15 protein-coding genes are annotated in these 16,214 nt (G+C 70.3%); 12 read left to right on the top strand and 3 right to left on the bottom strand.

The genetic code is table 11. From position 1 onward, the window contains the following. Window positions 1–36 precede the first annotated feature (36 nt). The 4 genes from E6G06_18800 to E6G06_18815 all read left to right on the top strand — a co-directional run bounded on the left by E6G06_18800 (window position 37) and on the right by E6G06_18815 (window position 4,862). Window positions 37–1,272, top strand: coding sequence for a thiolase family protein (locus E6G06_18800; protein ID TML87184.1), 1,236 nt, complete (start codon window positions 37–39; stop codon window positions 1,270–1,272). Window positions 1,273–1,336: 64 nt separating this feature from the next. Then, the gene (locus E6G06_18805; protein TML87185.1) at window positions 1,337–2,755 is read left to right on the top strand and encodes an NAD-dependent succinate-semialdehyde dehydrogenase; all 1,419 of its coding nucleotides are present in this window, start codon (window positions 1,337–1,339) and stop codon (window positions 2,753–2,755) included. A gap of 15 nt (window positions 2,756–2,770) precedes the next feature. Beyond that, a complete protein-coding gene (locus E6G06_18810) occupies window positions 2,771–4,438 on the top strand; it encodes an acetolactate synthase large subunit (GenBank protein ID TML87186.1) in 1,668 nt (555 codons plus the stop codon). Between the two features lie 19 nt (window positions 4,439–4,457). After that, window positions 4,458–4,862: a UBP-type zinc finger domain-containing protein gene (locus E6G06_18815; protein ID TML87187.1), complete on the top strand. Its 405-nt coding sequence runs from the start codon at window positions 4,458–4,460 to the stop codon at window positions 4,860–4,862. Here E6G06_18815 and E6G06_18820 read toward each other — a convergent pair. Next, window positions 4,805–6,004, bottom strand: a complete 1,200-nt coding sequence (locus E6G06_18820) for an FAD-dependent oxidoreductase (protein ID TML87188.1) — start codon at window positions 6,002–6,004, stop codon at window positions 4,805–4,807. The two genes, E6G06_18815 and E6G06_18820, sit on opposite strands and share 58 nt — an antisense overlap. Here E6G06_18820 and E6G06_18825 point away from each other — a divergent pair. Then, window positions 5,988–6,566: a sigma-70 family RNA polymerase sigma factor gene (locus E6G06_18825; GenBank protein ID TML87189.1), complete on the top strand. Its 579-nt coding sequence runs from the start codon at window positions 5,988–5,990 to the stop codon at window positions 6,564–6,566. The two genes, E6G06_18820 and E6G06_18825, sit on opposite strands and share 17 nt — an antisense overlap. After that, entirely contained in the window at window positions 6,563–7,078 is a 516-nt protein-coding gene (locus tag E6G06_18830) for a hypothetical protein (GenBank protein ID TML87190.1), read from the top strand. Before E6G06_18825 ends, E6G06_18830 begins: the two co-directional genes overlap by 4 nt. 55 nt (window positions 7,079–7,133) lie before the next feature. Here E6G06_18830 and E6G06_18835 read toward each other — a convergent pair whose 3' ends face one another. After that, the gene (locus E6G06_18835; GenBank protein ID TML87191.1) at window positions 7,134–8,015 is read right to left on the bottom strand and encodes a MurR/RpiR family transcriptional regulator; all 882 of its coding nucleotides are present in this window, start codon (window positions 8,013–8,015) and stop codon (window positions 7,134–7,136) included. A 35-nt stretch (window positions 8,016–8,050) separates the two neighbouring features. On the opposite strand from E6G06_18835, the gene E6G06_18840 reads away from it, so the two are divergent. The 4 genes from E6G06_18840 (at window position 8,051) to E6G06_18855 (ending at window position 11,513) form a co-directional block, all read left to right on the top strand. After that, window positions 8,051–8,803, top strand: coding sequence for a hypothetical protein (locus E6G06_18840; protein ID TML87192.1), 753 nt, complete (start codon window positions 8,051–8,053; stop codon window positions 8,801–8,803). Continuing rightward, on the top strand, window positions 8,800–9,006 hold the full coding sequence (locus E6G06_18845) for a hypothetical protein (GenBank protein TML87193.1): 207 nt from the start codon (window positions 8,800–8,802) through the stop codon (window positions 9,004–9,006). Before E6G06_18840 ends, E6G06_18845 begins: the two co-directional genes overlap by 4 nt. A gap of 312 nt (window positions 9,007–9,318) precedes the next feature. Then, window positions 9,319–10,356: a zinc-binding dehydrogenase gene (locus E6G06_18850; GenBank protein ID TML87194.1), complete on the top strand. Its 1,038-nt coding sequence runs from the start codon at window positions 9,319–9,321 to the stop codon at window positions 10,354–10,356. After that, window positions 10,353–11,513, top strand: a complete 1,161-nt coding sequence (locus E6G06_18855) for a sulfotransferase (protein TML87195.1) — start codon at window positions 10,353–10,355, stop codon at window positions 11,511–11,513. The genes E6G06_18850 and E6G06_18855 overlap by 4 nt, the downstream gene beginning before the upstream one ends. Here E6G06_18855 and E6G06_18860 read toward each other — a convergent pair. Beyond that, the gene (locus E6G06_18860) at window positions 11,495–12,367 is read right to left on the bottom strand and encodes a class I SAM-dependent methyltransferase (GenBank protein ID TML87196.1); all 873 of its coding nucleotides are present in this window, start codon (window positions 12,365–12,367) and stop codon (window positions 11,495–11,497) included. The two genes, E6G06_18855 and E6G06_18860, sit on opposite strands and share 19 nt — an antisense overlap. 111 nt (window positions 12,368–12,478) lie before the next feature. Between E6G06_18860 and E6G06_18865 the strand changes: the two genes are divergently transcribed. Together E6G06_18865 and E6G06_18870 are read left to right on the top strand one after the other, a co-directional pair. Next, window positions 12,479–15,337: a hypothetical protein gene (locus E6G06_18865; protein TML87197.1), complete on the top strand. Its 2,859-nt coding sequence runs from the start codon at window positions 12,479–12,481 to the stop codon at window positions 15,335–15,337. A 10-nt stretch (window positions 15,338–15,347) separates the two neighbouring features. Beyond that, on the top strand, window positions 15,348–16,190 hold the full coding sequence (locus E6G06_18870) for an alpha/beta hydrolase (GenBank protein TML87198.1): 843 nt from the start codon (window positions 15,348–15,350) through the stop codon (window positions 16,188–16,190). Window positions 16,191–16,214: the final 24 nt, after the last annotated feature.

The following is a 16,214-nucleotide window of genomic DNA, read 5'->3' on the forward strand; positions in this document are numbered from 1 at the left end:
GGTGCAGGGCGTTCCCGACGGAGGAGGAGCACCGCGATGACTGATGCCTTCGTTCTCGGTGGCGTGCGAACCCCGGTCGGACGCTACGGCGGCTCCCTGTCGCACATCCGCACCGACGACCTGCTCGGCCAGACGATGGTCGCGGCGTGCGAGCGAGTCGGGGTTCCGCTGGACCGGATCGAGGACATAGCGGCGGGCTGCGTCAACGTGGCGCACGAGGGGATGGGCGACATCGCGCGCTGGGCCGCGCTGGCGGCGGGCTTCCCGGATTCGGTCCCGGCGGCGACCGTGAACCGGTTCTGCGCGTCGTCGCTGACGTGCGCCATCCAGCTCGCCCACGCGATTCGCGCGGGCGAGCTCGGCGTCGGTCTCGCGGGCGGGGTCGAGTCGATGTCACGCTCGGGCTGGGCGCTGATCAAGGGCGACGCGCCGTTCATGCCGCGTGGACCGGTTCTGATGCTCGACACGATGTGGGCCGGCGCAGGTGGCCCGCCGAACCCGGCCCTGCTCGCCAGAGACGCGTACATCGACATGATGCGGACCGCGCAGAACGTCGCCGACAACTACAAGCTGTCCCGCGAGGAGATCGACGCCTTCGCGTTGCGCTCCCACCTGCACGCGGCCGCGGCGCGCGATTCTGGACGGCTCGCGCTGGAGATCCATCCGATCGAGGTCCCGGCGAGCCGCAAGGAGCCCGGGCGCACGTTCGAGCACGACGAAAGCATTCGCGCGGACACGACGGCCGAGAAGCTCGCCGCGCTCCCGGCTCAGCCGAACACCACCCAGATGACGGCCGGGAACTCCTCGCCGCTGAACGACGGCGCGAGCGCCGTCGTGCTCGCGAGCGCCGGGGCGGCGAACGAGCTCGGCGCGGAGCCGCTCGCGCGCGTGGTCGCGTCGGCGACCCACGCGCTCGATCCGCGGATCATGGGGATCGCCCCGGCGTTCGCGATCCCGAAGGCGCTCGACCGGGCCGGCCTGACCCCGCAACAGATCGACGTCTGGGAGATCCACGAGGCGTACGCCGCGGTCGCGGTCGCGATCCTGCGGGAGCTACCCGAGCAGCTCGACGGGTTCCACGTCCCCGACGAGCGCCTGAACCCGAACGGCGGCGCGGTCGCGATCGGCCATCCGTTCGGATCATCGGGTACCCGCTACGTGCTCACGCTCGCGACCGAGTTGCGCGAGCGCGGAGCACGCTACGGCGTGCTCGGCGTGTGCGTCGGCTCGGGCCAGGGCGTCGCGCTGGTCCTCGAGAACCCCTCGGCATGACGGGAGCCCGATCGACCGTGGCGGGCGGGCCAGGGCGACCGCTCTCAATCGAAGGAGAACGAGCGTGAGCGTGCGAACGATCGATCCCGCGACGGGCGAGCCGGTTGCGACGCATGAGGAGACGGGCGCGGCCGAGCTCGAGGGGATGCTCGATCTCGCCCGTGAGCGTGCGGTTCGCTGGGCGGCGGTTCCACCGGAGCGGCGCGCGAAGTCGCTGCGGGATCTGGCAGCCGCGCTGCGGTCGGACGCGGGCGCACTCGCGGCGCTGGCGACGCGTGAGATGGGAAAGCCGCTCGCCGAAAGCCAAGCCGAGGTGGAGAAGTGCGCGGTGGCATGTGACTGGTTTGCCGATCACGCGCCGGACCTGCTGCGCCCCGAGGAGGTGAGCACTGGCGCGATGCGCACCCGGTTGGCCTACCAGCCGCTCGGCGTCATTCTCGCGATCATGCCTTGGAACTTCCCGTACTGGCAGGTGATTCGCGCCCTCGCGCCTGCACTCGCGGCCGGCAATGTGGTGATGCTCAAGCATGCGCCGTCGACGACGGGGTGCGCGCTGGAGCTGGCCGCTACGGTTCTGCGCGCCGGACTTCCCGAAGGTCTGTTCTCGGCGATTGTGGTGAACGCGGAGCGCACCGACGAGGTCGCGTCGAGCGTGATCGCCGACCGTCGCATCGCGGGGGTTACGTTCACCGGGTCGACCCGCGCCGGACGGGCCGTGGCGGCGAGGGCCGGCCAGGCCCTGAAGAAGTGCGTGCTGGAGCTCGGCGGCAGCGACCCGTTCGTCGTGCTCGCCGACGCGGACCTGGAGAGCGCAGCGGCCTGGGCCGCTCGCAGCCGCTTCCAGAACACCGGTCAATCGTGCATCGCGGCGAAGCGGATCATCGTCGAGCAGGCGGTCGCGGACGAGTTCAACGAGCATCTGCTTCGGCGAGTCCGTGAGCTCCGGGTCGGCGATCCCACTGAGCCCGGCGTCACGATCGGACCGCTGGCGCGCGTCGAACTGCGCGACGCGGTGGAGCGCCAGGTGCGCGAGTCGGTGCGCCAGGGTGCCCGCGTCGTGATCGGCGGCGAGGCGCCCGACCGGCCCGGCTACTTCTATCTTCCGACCGTTCTCGACGAGGTCGAGCCCGGGATGCCGGTGCTCGAGGAGGAGGTCTTCGGCCCGGCCGTGCCGATCATGCGGGCGGGTGACGCCGAGCACGCGCTGGCGCTCGCGAACCAGACCACCTATGGCTTGGGCAGCGCGATCTGGACGTCGGATCTCGAGCGCGGCGAGGAGTTCGCGACGCGCTTGCAGGCCGGTCATACGGCGGTCAACGGCATGACGGTCTCCGATCCGCGCTTGCCGTTCGGCGGCATCAAAGAGTCGGGCTACGGTCGAGAGCTGTTCCGCCACGGCTTGCTCGAGTTCGTGAACGCACACGCGATCGTTGTCAACGCCCCGCGGGGCCCGGATGACGATCGAAGGACTGCAAGCGAATGAGGGACAGGAGCTGCGATGTCGAGCCGAGAATCGGAGGGTGGCGTCGCGCGTCTGATCGTGCGCTGCTTGGAGAACGAGGGCGTCTCTCACGTCTTCGGTATCCCGGGTGAGGAGAACATCCACTTCGTCGACGCGCTGTCAGAGTCCTCGATCCACTACGTGCTCGTGCGCCATGAGCAGGCCGCGTCGTTCATGGCCGAGGTGTACGGCCGCCTGACGGGGAAGGCCGGGGTCTGCTCTTCGACGCTCGGTCCCGGCGCGATCAACCTGCTGCTGGGCGTGGCGGATGCCACCACGAACTCCACGCCTGTCGTGGCGCTGTCGGCGCAGGTGGGCATGAATCGGTCGTTCAAGGAGTCTCACCAGGGCATCGACCTCGTGTCGATGTTCAGGCCTGCGACCAAGTGGTCGGAGTTGCTCGCGACGCCGGACGCAGTGCCGGAGATGATCCGCAAGGCGTTCAAGCTGGCGCAGACGGAGCGCCCGGGCGCCGTCTACCTCGCGGTGCCCGAGGATGTCGAGAGAGCGGCTGCCCACGACGGCGCCCGGCCGCTGGTGGTCAACACACCTCGCCCGGACGAGCCTTCGGCGAGCCAGCTGCGCCGTGCGGCGGACGTCCTGCGCGCCGCCCGGAACCCAATCGTGCTCGCGGGGCACGGCGCGGCGCGTGCCCGTGCAAGCGACGCACTGCGCCGCTTCGCCGAGACGCTCGGCGTGCCGGTGGCCACGACGTTCCACGGCAAGGGGGTCTTTCCGGATGACCATCCGCAGGCCCTCGGCGCGGTCGGCTTCATGCGCCACGACTACGTGAACTTCGGGTTCGATCACGCCGACGCGATCGTTGCCGTCGGTTACGAGCTGCAGGAGTTCGACCCCGTTCGGATCAATCCGAACTGCGACAAGAAGATCGTCCATATCCATCGATTCCCTGCCGAGGTCGACCTCCACTACGAGATCGAGGTCGGCCTGCAATCGGACATCGGCCGCACCCTGGACGCGCTGGCCGCCGAGGTCGGTCGGCGCTTCGACCCCGACATCGAAGAGCAGCGGATCCGCGCCATGCTCGCCGGTGAGCTCGAGCGCGGGCGACGGGACAACCGGTTCCCCGTCGCCCCCGCGCGGATCGTGGCCGACACCCGTGCCGCGCTCAGACGGGACGACATCGTCCTCGTTGACACAGGCGCCCTGAAGATGTGGATGGCGCGGCTCTACCCGACGTATGAGCCGAACACGTGCCTGATCTCAAACGGCCTGTCGACGATGGCTTGGACGCTGCCCGGGGCCATCGGCGCCAAGATCGCGCGCCCCGAGGCCCGCGTCCTCGTCGCGACCGGCGACGGGGCGTTCATGATGAACTCGCAGGAGATCGAGACGGCGCGGCGCGAGCGAATCCCGATGGTCGTGCTGATCTGGGTCGACGACGAGTACGGGCTGATCAAATGGAAGATGGAGGTCGAGCTCGGGCACAGCATCGACACGGCGTTCGGCAACCCTGACTTCGTCGCCTACGCCGAGAGCTTCGGAGCCCGTGGATACCGCATCGACACGGCAGACGAGCTGCTGCCCACCCTCCGCCAAGCCCTCGCCGACGACACCGTTTCGGTGATCTCGTGCCCCGTCGACTACTCGGCCAACCTGCAGCTGACCGATGCGCTCGGCGAGCTCGACGAGTCGCTCTCGTGACCGCGCCTCTCAGCTGGAGATGTCATGGCTGAGTTCTTCGCCTACGCGGCCGAGCGCATTACTGTGTCGATCGGGCCATGGTCACACTCGTTCGTGCTCGCAAGGTCGATCAGCTTGCTCCGAGGAAGCTCGCGTGAGCGAGTCCTGCACGCACCTCGACCAGGCCGTCGACGTCACCCCGAGCAGCACCGGGTGCGAGGACTGCCTGCGCATCGGCGGCCAGTGGGTGCACCTGCGGATGTGCATGTCCTGTGGCCACGTCGGCTGCTGTGACAACTCGCCGAACCGCCACGCCACCGCGCACTTCGCCTCACAGCACCACCCGATCATCCAGTCCTACGAACCGGGTGAGGACTGGTGGTACTGCTACCTCGACGATCTCGCCTTCACGGTCGACGGCGCCGCGTCGTTCGCCCACCCCTGAGCGCCGGGCCCGTCGGATCCCACCGCGAGCGCCGCCGCCTCGATGGCGCTCGCCCATGCGACCTCGCCGAGAAGCCCGGGCGCGGCGACCATGTCGCCTGCCAGGAACGTGCCGTCGCCTCGGTCGATCGTGGGTCGGTCGTGCCATGTCATGCCCGGGAGATCGAGTGCACCAGATGAGTCGGTGACGAGCTGTCGCCGTCGCCACACTTCTCGTTCCCGCCAACCCGCGACGGTCTCGTCGAGCAATCGCTCGATGCGGACGAGCGCGGCGTCGAGGCCTTCGTCGCGGCGCGCTCCGAGGTGGACCTGGAGCAGCGAGTGACCGGTCGGCGCGAGCGACCGATCTTGCGCGGAGAACCGTTCGGCCCATCCGGCTTCGTCGAGGTCGCTGACGATTGTGGGGTCGCGTCGGTCGAACACGAGGCCGACGTCCAGCAGCATCGTACGGGTGCCGGTCCAGTGCGGCGAGTCGTCGCCGAGCAGCCGGCGGGCCGCGCGCAGGTCGGTGGCGATGATCACCGGCGGTGCCGGCAGCCGGTCGACGGGACTGTTTAACGCGATCTGCACGCCGAGCTCACGCGCCCGGCCGGCCAGGAGGTCCACGAGGGACGTCCACCCGCCGACCGGGAACCGGGCGCTGGGTGGCACCCTGAAGGCGCGACGGGCCCGTTCGATCGCGAACGCGGCGCTGAGCCGGCCCGGGTCGTGGTCGAAGCAGAACACTCCGCACGCGGAGGAGAGCGTGGCCGCCACCTCGTCACCGGCGCGGCTCGCGGCCCAGGTCCGGAGGTCGACGTCGTGCGGTGCCCGACGACGCAGCAACGCGAGGGCACGCACGAACGTGGCGGGTGGCGTGCCGCGAGAACGTCCGTCCACGCGGAACCGCAGACCCGTGAGCCGAGGGCGAGCGACTTTGGGCGTGAGCCGTCGATCCTTCAACCAGGCCCACATCGGGCCATCGGTGTAGATGGCATGGGGCCCGTGGTTGGCGACGAAGTCGCCGGCGGTCGAGCGGGCCCGGCCACCGAGCATCCCGTGGGCTTCGTGGACGATCACCGACGCGCCGGTCTCGGCGGCTGCGATGCTGGCGACCAAACCGGCGATCCCTCCACCGATGACCGTGATGTTGCGCCTTCCCATCTTCGGCTCCTTGCTCGCAGATCTCAGCCCGAGAAGAGGCAGGGAACCTTCGGAAGGTTCCCGGCCTCTTGAGAACGTGGAGGACGTGGTCCGGGCCGCACAGGGCGGTGACCCGCGGGCCATGGACGCGCTCATGCGGGAGCTGTCACCCAGGCTCGGGCGGATCTGCGCGTCGATCGCGCCACGGCACGGTGAGGATGCGCTGCAGGAGACCTTGATCGTCGTGCTCCGCAATCTCGGGTCACTGAGGGAGGCGGCCGCCATCCACGGTTGGGCGCGCCGCATCGCCGTGCACGAGTCGATACGAGTGGCGCGCCGGGCGGATGCGTCGCCCCCCGTGGCCGACCTCGACGGACCGTCGGCGGGTGATGTGGAAAGGGCGATCGACGTGCGCGCCGTTCTGGCGACGATGGCGCCCGATCAGCGGGGGATCCTCGTGCTGCGCGATCTCGAGGGGATGTCAGAGGAGGAGGCGTCGGCCATCTTGCACGCGCCTGTCGGGACCGTGAAGTCGAGGCTGCACCGCGCCCGTCGCGGGTTCCGAGAGCGGTGGACGGCGTGAGCGAACGATCGCGCTTCGACGACTGGCCCGCGGTCGAGCTCGGCAACGTGCGGCGCATGCGCGTCCTCGGCGCGGCGGTGCCGAACGCGCGAGTGGCGGAAGCAATCGTCGACGCGCCGTTCGATCGCGTGTGGACCTGGTTCTCCGACATCGAGCGGAGCGTGCCCGCGTTCGACGGCCAAGTCCGCAGGCTACGAATCCGTCGACGCGACGACGACGGCCTGAAGATGACGACCTGGCAAGGCCCGGGCGGTGTGCTGCCGATGTCGTTCGACGTCCTCCTCGAGCCGAAGGGGTGGTGCCTGATGACCGCGCCCGCGCGGTTGTACGTCGTGGGAATGTGCGCCGACCCGATCGGCGACGACCAGACGCACGTTGCCGTGCTCGAGGCGATCCCCCGACGCGTCGGGCGCCTCGCGGCCTCGTCGCTCGGCCGTCACGTGCGTGGCGACGTCCGACGCATCGGACAGGTCCTCGCGGTCACGACGACGCCCGTCGAACCGCCTGACTGAGACGGCCGAGCCACCCCCCATGACACCCGGGCCTCGGTTGTTCGTCGGTGGGCCGTCAGTCGGGGTCGACGTCGACCCGTTTTCCGGCGAGGGATCGTCGGAGGTCGTTGAGCGTGGCGAGGGTGGTGTCGGAGCGGTCGGGGTGGGCGGCGGCGGTGGCGAGGACGAGTGCTTCGAGCAGCACCATGGTGGGGCCGTGGGTGGCGAACCGGCCCGGTGTCCCGCGACCGGCATTGAGTGGCGCGGCGATCGGTGTGGCGAGGCGTCCGCCGAGCGTGTCGGTGACGAGCACGACGTGAGCGCCGACATCGGCGGCGTGATGAAGGAGGACGCGTACGTACGGATGGACGCGGCCGTAGGCGAGCACGACGACGACGTGATCGGCGCGAAGAGAGAGCAGTTCGTCGGCGTGGTCGGTGCCGGCGTGGGTCAACGATCCTGACGGGGTTCCGAGGCGTCGACACAGGAACGCGGCGTAATCGGCGAGATGCGCGGACGGGCCGGTGCCGCACCACCAGACGTGGGCGGCGTCGGAGAGCACGCGTGCCGCCCGGTCGAAGTCGGCCGCGGGGACACGGCGCAGCAGCGTGTTGAGCGCCTCGAGGTGGCGCTCGACAGCGGTCGCGAGGACGTCGTGCGCGGTTGGGCTGTCGCCGATGGTGGCCTGGAGCCGGGTGGCCAGGTCGGTTTCGTCGCTCTCGTCCGCCAGGGCGCGACGAAGCTCCCGGAGGTTGGCGTAGCCGAGGGTCCGAGCGGTGCGCACCACCGTGGCGTCGCTGGTGCCGACCGCGGCCGCGATCTCCTGCGCCGACATCGGAGCCGCTTTCGACCCGCTCCGAACGAGGTAGTCGGCAACGCGGCGCTCTGCGGCGCCGGTGATCCGACCTAGACGAGACGCGGGGCTGAATGTAGTGTTATCGTCATACTCTTTCGTCATTGTAGTAAATACTACACAGAACCCGGACCAAGGGCGTGACGAATCAGGTCTTGCTCGTGGTCGCCTCGTTCTTGGCCTGCGCGGTCGAGATGATCGAGGCGCTCACGATCGTGCTGGCCGTCGGCGTGACCCGAGGGTGGCGCTCGGCGCTCATCGGGACCGGGACCGCCCTCGCGGCGCCCGCGGTCGTGGTTGCCGCGCTCGGGCCTGCGCTCGCCGTTCTGCCGATCGACAGCCTGCGGCTCTTCGTCGGTGGGATCCTGCTCATCTTCGGTTTGCAATGGCTGCGCAAGGCGATCCTGCGATCGAGTGGCTTCAAAGCCCTGCACGACGAAGATGCCATCTTCGCCGAGGAGCAGCGCGCCGCCCGCGCCGCCGCACGCGAAGGCTCCGGCATCGATTGGTACACGTTCACGGTGTCGTTCAAAGGTGTCTTCCTCGAAGGACTCGAGGTCGCGTTCATCGTCGCCACGTTCGGTGGAGCGCAACACGACGTCGCCCCCGCTGCGATCGGTGCGATGGCGGCCGCCGTGGTCGTGCTGCTCGTCGGACTGGCCGTGCACCGTCCGCTGAGTCGGGTGCCCGAGAACACGATGAAGTACGCGGTCGGAGTGATGCTCACGACCTTTGGGATCTTCTGGGCCGGTGAGGGTGCCGGTGTCGCCTGGCCGGGCAGCGATGCTTCACTCGTAGGACTTCTCGTGTACGTCCTCGGCACCAGCGCCGTGCTCGTGTGGATGTTGCGGCGCCGTCACGCTCGGGTCGAGCTGGCCGGAGCACCGGCATGACGAACCTCCGCACGTTCGGCAGGTTCTGGTACGACTTCATCATCGGCGACGACTGGCGCCTGGCTCTGGGAGTCACCGTGTCCATCGGAGTCGTCTTCGCGGTCACCCGCGAGGTCGCCGACTGGTGGTGGCTGCTTCCGCTTGCCGTCGCCGCCCTCCTCGCGGTGTCGGTGAACGATGCCACTCGACCGCGACGACGGTGAGCGAACCGCTCGTTCGCGTCCTGGTGCCTGTCGGGATGCTCGGTGGCGGGTTCCCGGCGGACACCGTTCGACGCGGTATCACCCTCGGCGCCGACGTCATCGCGGTTGACGCCGGCTCGACCGACTCCGGCCCGTACTACCTCGGAGCCGGTCGACTCGCCTGTCCGACCTGACAAGACGGATCAGGCGCGGCGCCGGCGGAGCCACCAGAAGCAGAGCCACGGCCGGCCGTCGTCGCCGGGGTGCGCGGCCGCGTCCGCCCGGTGTCACCAGTGGTAGACCGACCGTTGCTCGTTGTGGTTGGGAGGCCCGGTGAGAGCGGTTCGAGTCGTCAGGCACGGTCGGCCCACGGAGGTCATCGAGGTCCAGGACATCCCGGTCCCGGACGTCGAGCCGGGTGGGGTGCGCGTCGCCGTGTCCGCCGCGGCGGTCAACTTCGGCGACATCGCCCGCTGCCGTGGAGGCATCGCCAGCGTGATGGCGCAGCCACCGTTCACGCTGGGCATGGACGTGTGCGGTGTCGTCGACGCCGCCGGGGCAGGGGCCGAGGAGTGGATCGGACGCCGCGTCGTGGCGATGTGCGCGCTGTCCTTCGGTGGCATGGCCGACGCCGCCTTGGCGCCCGTGAGCAGCGTGTTCGACGCCCCTTCGGAGCTCGACGACATCGAGGCGGCCGCATTCCTGCTGCCGTTCCACACCACGTACCTGGCCCTGCACCTCCGGGCCAAGCTCCAGCCCGGCGAGACGTTGCTCGTCGTCGGCGGAGCCAGCTCGCTCGGCACCGCAGCCATCCAGCTCGGCGCGGCCGCCGGCGCCCACGTGATCGCCGTCGCCGGCGGGCGCGAGAAGGGCGAGCTGTGTCGGAAGCTCGGCGCCGAGCTCGCCATCGACCACCTGTCCGACGACATCTTCGAGCAGGTGATGGCCCACACCGACGAGCGCGGAGCCGACGTGGTGTGCGACCTCGTCGGGGGCCCGGGTACCGAGACCATCTGGACCTGCGTCGCCTACGAAGGCCGCTACCTCCCGGTCGGGTTCAACGACGACCCCGAGTCCGGGTTCACCGGAAGGCCGTTGCGCAAGGTGTCGATGGGCAACTTCTCCGTGGTCGGCGTGCTGCTCGCCTACATGCCGGCGTCGCTCGGCATGCGGCAGTTCGGCGTCGTACCGACGCCGCCCGAGCGCGGAGAAGAGGTGCACGCCGCCTTGGGCAAGCTCGTCGCAGAAGGTGCCATCCGTCCGTTCATCGGGCGGCGCATCAGCCTCGGGCAGGTCGCCGCCGCGCTCGAGGACCACGAACAGCGGCGCACGCGCGGCCGGACCGTCGTCGATCTGTCCCTCCCGGCGTGACGCGCGCGGACGACCTCGTCACCGAGGCCTGCAAGGAAACGGGCCTCGACGACTTCGGGAGCGACGACTTCCGGGAGGGTCTCGGTGTCTACTGCGAGTCGGCCTTCTCGGAGGCCGAGCTCAACGATGTCGGCGTGATGGCGGTGCAGGGGACCATCGTCGCTAGCCTGGCCAACCGGCTCAGGGTCGTCGACTGGGCCGCCCGCCACCCCGACGTCCACGACGAACGCATCGACGCGCCACTGATCGTCATCGGCATGTTCCGAGCGGGGACGACGTTCCTGAGCAACCTGTTGGATCAAGATCCCGGCAACCGTGCGTTGTTGCGGTGGGAGGCCGGCGACAGCGCGCCGCCACCAACGCCCGCCACCTTCCGTTCGGGCCCCCGGGTCGACGCCGTCCGAGCGAGCGCCGGCGTGCTCGAGCAGCTCAATCCGAAGATGGCGGCCGTCCACCACGAGGAGGCCGACGGCCCCACCGAGTGCATCGCGGTCATGAGTCAGGACTTCAAGAGCCTGTCGTGGGAGGCGATCGCCAACGTCCCGACCTACGGCCGGTGGCTACGCACGGTCGATCAGCGCTCCGCGTACGAGTATCACCGGCTCGTGCTCCAGGTCCTCCAAGCTGGCGGCGTACGGGGGCGATGGACGCTCAAGAGCCCGCACCACGCCATCGCGCTCGACGCGCTGACCGCTGTCTACCCCGACGCCCGACTCGTGCTCCTGCATCGCGATCCGGTCGTGCTCTGCGGCTCGGTGTGCAGCCTCATCCACACGCTGTCGGCGACCTTCAGCGACTTCGACCACCGGCGCTACATCGCCGACCACTGGACGGCCATGCTGCAGACATCGATCAGTCGCATCGACGCCTTCCGGGCGGCTCATCCCGAGCACCCCGTCCTCGATGTGCAGTACGACGACTTGCTGAAGGCCCCGGCCGACACGGTGGCACGCATCTACGAGGCCTTCGGCGATCGCCTCACGGACGAGGCGCGCGCCGCCGTCGATTCATACGTCGCCGACAACCGCAGCGGCAGGTTCGGGGAGCACCGCTATGACCTCGCCGAGTTCGGCCTCGCCGAGCGCGAGATCGCCGAGCGCTTCGCCTCCTACGTCGAGCGCTATGACATCCCGGTCGCTCACGAGGGTGGGCGCTGACCGAGAATCAACTCGATCGGAGCGGGCCCGGCCGGCGGCACACCGTGCACTTCGTCGCATCCTGCGGCGACGAGCAGGTCGATGGCGACCTTGCCGTCCAGCGAGCCGCCGCCACTGCGAGTCCACCGAAGTGCGGCGAGCGCCGCGGCGAGCGGGTCCTGCGCCTGACGATTGAGTCCGAGCACGACCCAGCCGCCCGGGCGCAGCGCGCGGACGACCGCCGCGAGCCCCGCTTCGAGAACCGGCTCGGTGAGGAAGAAGGTCGGTATCCAGGCGCAGTCGTAGGTGTCGACGTCGTCCAGGGTGGCGAGGTCCTGACGACGGAGGGTGATGCGGTCCTCGAGCCCGGCCTGCGCGACGTTGGGCCGAGCCCGCTCGAGCGCCGGCTCCCAGGGATCGATGCCGACGACGGTGGCCTTCGGCCACACGTTGGCAGCGGCGACGGCGAGCAGCCCGACCCCGGTACCGACGTCGAGGAAGCTCGTGACCTGGGTGAGATCAGGGTGAGCCGACGCGATGAGCGCCGGGATCATCGCCGAGCCTCGGCCGAACCCGTCGAGGATGGCGGGATCGTCATAGGTCCATCCGGGGGCGCGGTCGGGGTTGTCGACCAGTTCCACCGCCTGGTGCAGGTACAGGCGAATGATGCCGAGGAGCATCGCCTGCTGAGGAGGCGCGAGCTCCGCGAGATCGGTGATGCCTGCGGTGGTCGAAACCGCCTCGAGCGCGGCCACGATCTCGGGCGGCACCTCCACGCCGGGCTGACCGGCTCTCAGCTCGGCTCCCAATGCCGCGAGCGCCTCGGTGGCGGTCGCCCACTGCATCACGATCGGCATCACATCTTCGAGGGACATCTCGTGCTCCCTTGCTCGAGGCCGGCGTGGCCCTGGTTGGGATGATCGTGCCGGAATCGACCCGGGGCCACATCCGTGGAACCACCAGTCGTAGCGCAGCAGACTGTCCGGATGCCTGGCGACCTCGGGCTGACCCGGGCCTCCGTCGTGGTCGGCCGCGATCCGGAGCTCGACGTGCTGCGGCGCGCCGTGCACGACGCCCGCGTCGGTCGCGCCACGTGCACCCTTCTCGTCGGCGAGGGTGGGATCGGCAAGACACGGCTGGTCAGCGAGACGGCGGCCGTCGCCGAGCGACTGGGGATCGCAGTGCTGTCGGGCCGGGCGCCGATCGCGACGCCGGCCGCGTTCAGCGTCATCAGCGACGCGCTCCGGTCATGGCTGCGAACCCACCCGGTGACCGATCCGATGGGTCCGTTCGATCGGGGTCTCGGGCTCGTGCTCCCCGAGTGGCCGGTCGTGGCGGCAGCCGCCGAGCTCGAACCCGGACAGCGTCGCCTCCTCGCGCTGGAGGGCGTCGTCCAACTGCTTCGCGCGGTGATCGCGACGACCGACGGTGCCGTGCTGATCGCCGACGACCTGCATGCGGTAGATCCCGAGAGCCTGGAGACCATCCGCTACGTCGTGAACGCACGGGTCGAGGGCCTCACCTTCGTCGGGACGATGCGTCCGTCGCAGTCGCGCGACGCCGACGAGCTGGCGCGGCTCCTGCGCCGCGACGGTCTCGCCGACGTCATCGAGGTGCTGCCGCTCGACGAACGAGCCGTCGGCGACCTCGTCGCCGCGCTCCTCGACGCCAACCCGCCGTCGCCGCTCGTTGCCGACGTCCTCGCACGCACCGACGGCGTGCCGCTGCTCGTCGAAGAGCTCGTCCGCGGGCACGTTCGCATGGGAACAGTGCACGTCGACGACGCGGGTGCCACGTGGCGCGGTGGCGCGAGGAAGGTTCCGGGCACGATTCGCGATCTCGTCGACACGCGTCTGGCGCTCCTCGACCAACCGGAGCGTGAGGTCGTGGTCGCGGGCGCCGTGGTCGGCGACTTCGACCCCGTCGTGATGCGGGCCGTTGCCGACGCCGACGACGCGCGAATTGCCGACGCGCTGGCTGCCGGCGTCCGGGCGGGTTTGCTGGAGACGAGCGGCGGCTCCACCGCGTTCCGTCACGCGATCATCCGCGAGGCGGTGCTCGACACGACCGTCCCGCACCTCGTCGACGCGATGCACCGTCGAGCCGTGGCGGCGCTCAGCGGTGAAGGCGTTGTGGACGCCGAGGCGCTCGAACGCCGAGCCGGACACCTGATGGCGCTCGGCGCGCATGACGAAGTCGCGACCACACTCGCCGTCGCGGCCGACGGCTGGCTGAACGACCACGCGCTGCTCGCGGCGGAGCGTGCGGCCTCCGCCGCAGTCTCGGCCGCGCGAGCGGCGTCGGTCCGGGCGGCGGCGGCGGACGCGCTGGCGCGAACGCTTGCTTCGCAGGGTCGCTGGTCCGACGCCCTCGACCTCGACGAGGCGACAGTCGCCGAGCACGGTGACACGCCCGAGCGCCGCCTCCGCCGCGCATCCTGCGCGCTCGATGCCGGTCGCCCGGAAGTCGCCGAGGCGATCATTGCCGTCGCACTCGCGGAGGGTGACGATTCGCCCCCGCTCATCCTGACTGCCGGTCGGTTGGCACTCGTTCGCGGGGACGCGGTCGAAGCGCTCGGCTGTGCGCACCGCGTCCTGGAGTCACCGCACGCCGGCATCGACGACCGGCTGGCTGCGCTCGACCTCGAGGGCCGCGCCTTCGACTTCACGGGCGACCGCGAGGCGGCCCGCGGGTCGTGGTCACGGCAAGCGAGGGACGCGTTGGCGGCGGGGAGGACCCAGGCGCAGCTCCGTGCGGTGGTCCAGCTCGGCAAGGTCGAGCTGTTCGCCGGCGAGCCGCCGCAACGCCTCCGCGAGGCCGTCGAGCTGGCCCGCGGCGCCGGGTCGCTCGTCGAGCTCGCCTGGGCGGAGGAGAACCTCGCCATCGCGCTCGCCGTCTACGGCGACCTCGGCGCCGCGATGTCGCTCCTCGACGACGCCATTGCCCGATGCCGGTCACTGCGTCTCGATCAGCTCGCCTATCTGGTGGCCTCGCACGCGATGACCCGTAGCCATCTGGTGGAGTCGGTCGAGGAGGAGCTGGCCGAGGCGGAAGCGATCGCGCCCACGCCGGACCTGCTGCTCCAGACCGCGGCGATGCGGGGCGACATCGCACTTCGCGCCGGCCACTGGGACGAGGCCATCCGCTGCTTCGAGCGGAGCGCGGAGCTCGCGCGCGCCATGCCGGGCGTCGTCCCGATGCCGAGCCTGTGCATGTTGCCGTGGGCACTGGCCGCTGCGGGTCGGCCGGACGCCGCCGCCGCCGCGCTCGCCGATGCACGCGCGACGCCGGACCTCGCCCGCTTCTACAGCCGACCCGTGCTCGTCTCCGCGGCGGAGGCCCTGCTCGCGGGCGATGCCGACGGCCTCGACGCGGCCATTGCCGGCGCCCCTGATCGAATGCCGCTGGACATCGCACTGATGCGCGTCGTCGGCGCACACGTCATCGGCGGGCCGGCCCGGGCCCGCTGGCTACGCGAGGCCCTCGACCTCTACGACGCAGCCGGCGCGAGCCTCGAGGCGGACCGCGTCCGGCAGGCGTTGCGCGACGCCGGTGGCGCGGTGCCGCGGCGCCGCCGCGCCGCGGTACCTGTGCCGCCAAACCTCGCAAAGCACGGTGTCACCGCACGAGAGGCCGAGGTTCTGCGGCTCATCGGCCAGGGACTGCCCAACGCCGAGATCGCGCGGCAGCTGTACGTCTCGATCCGGACGGTCGAGGCGCACGCCTCGTCGCTGCTGAGCAAGCTCAACGCGCGCAGTCGGGCCGAGTTGATCCTTAGAACTCGTGATTCCACGGATGTGCCCATCCGCCCCGGCGAGGAGGATGTCGTCGACAGCTCCGGCTGAAGGAGACGACATGACGACCACCCACGAGGCTCCCACCCGCGAGGCAACCACCCAAGGGGTTCACCCTCGCAACGGCAACTACGTCGAGGTCGGCGGGGTCCAGACCTATTACGAGGTGACCGGGACGGGCGAGCCGGTGATCCTGCTCCACGGGGGCCTGTGTCCCGCCGAGTCCTGGGACCCCCAGACCCCCGCGCTCGCCGAGCAGTACCGGGTGTACGTGCCCGAGCGTTACGGCCACGGACGCACCCCCGACATCGACGGGCCGATCACCTACGAGAACATGGCGCGGCACACGATCGCGTTCATGGAGACGCTCGGCATCGAGTCGGCCCACCTCGTGGGCTGGAGCGACGGCGCTCTCGTCGGTGTGCTGGTGGCGTTGCGGCGGCCGGAGCTCGTGCGCAAGCTCGTGTGGATCGACCAATACGTGACCCTCGCCGATGCGCCTCCGGGATTGGTGCCGTTCCTGGCCGCGATGTCGGTGGACACCGCCCCGCCGCCGTTCGTGGAGTTGTACGGCGCGGTGTCGCCCGACGGGCCCGGCCACTTCGGAGTCGTCCTCGACAAGCTGCGCACGCTGTGGACCGGAGAGACCGGCGTCGACATCGCCGACCTCGAGCATGTCGTCGCGTCGACGCTCCTGCTCGCCGCCGACGACGGTGGGATGACGCTCGAGCACCTGGCGGCGGCTCGGCGGGCGCTTCCCGATGCCCAGGTCGCGGTCGTCCCGGGCACCTCGCACGGTTTGGTGATGGAGAAGCCGCACGTGGTCAACCAGCTTCTCCTCGGCTTCCTGGCGGACGAGCAGGTACCGAAGCTGCTCTCGTACCGCGAAGGAGACCAACGATGAACCAGTTCGAGCGTCCTGCCTCGC

It is taken from the genome of Actinomycetota bacterium, from assembly GCA_005888325.1.
In the GTDB taxonomy this organism is placed as follows: Bacteria; Actinomycetota; Acidimicrobiia; order Acidimicrobiales; family AC-14; genus AC-14.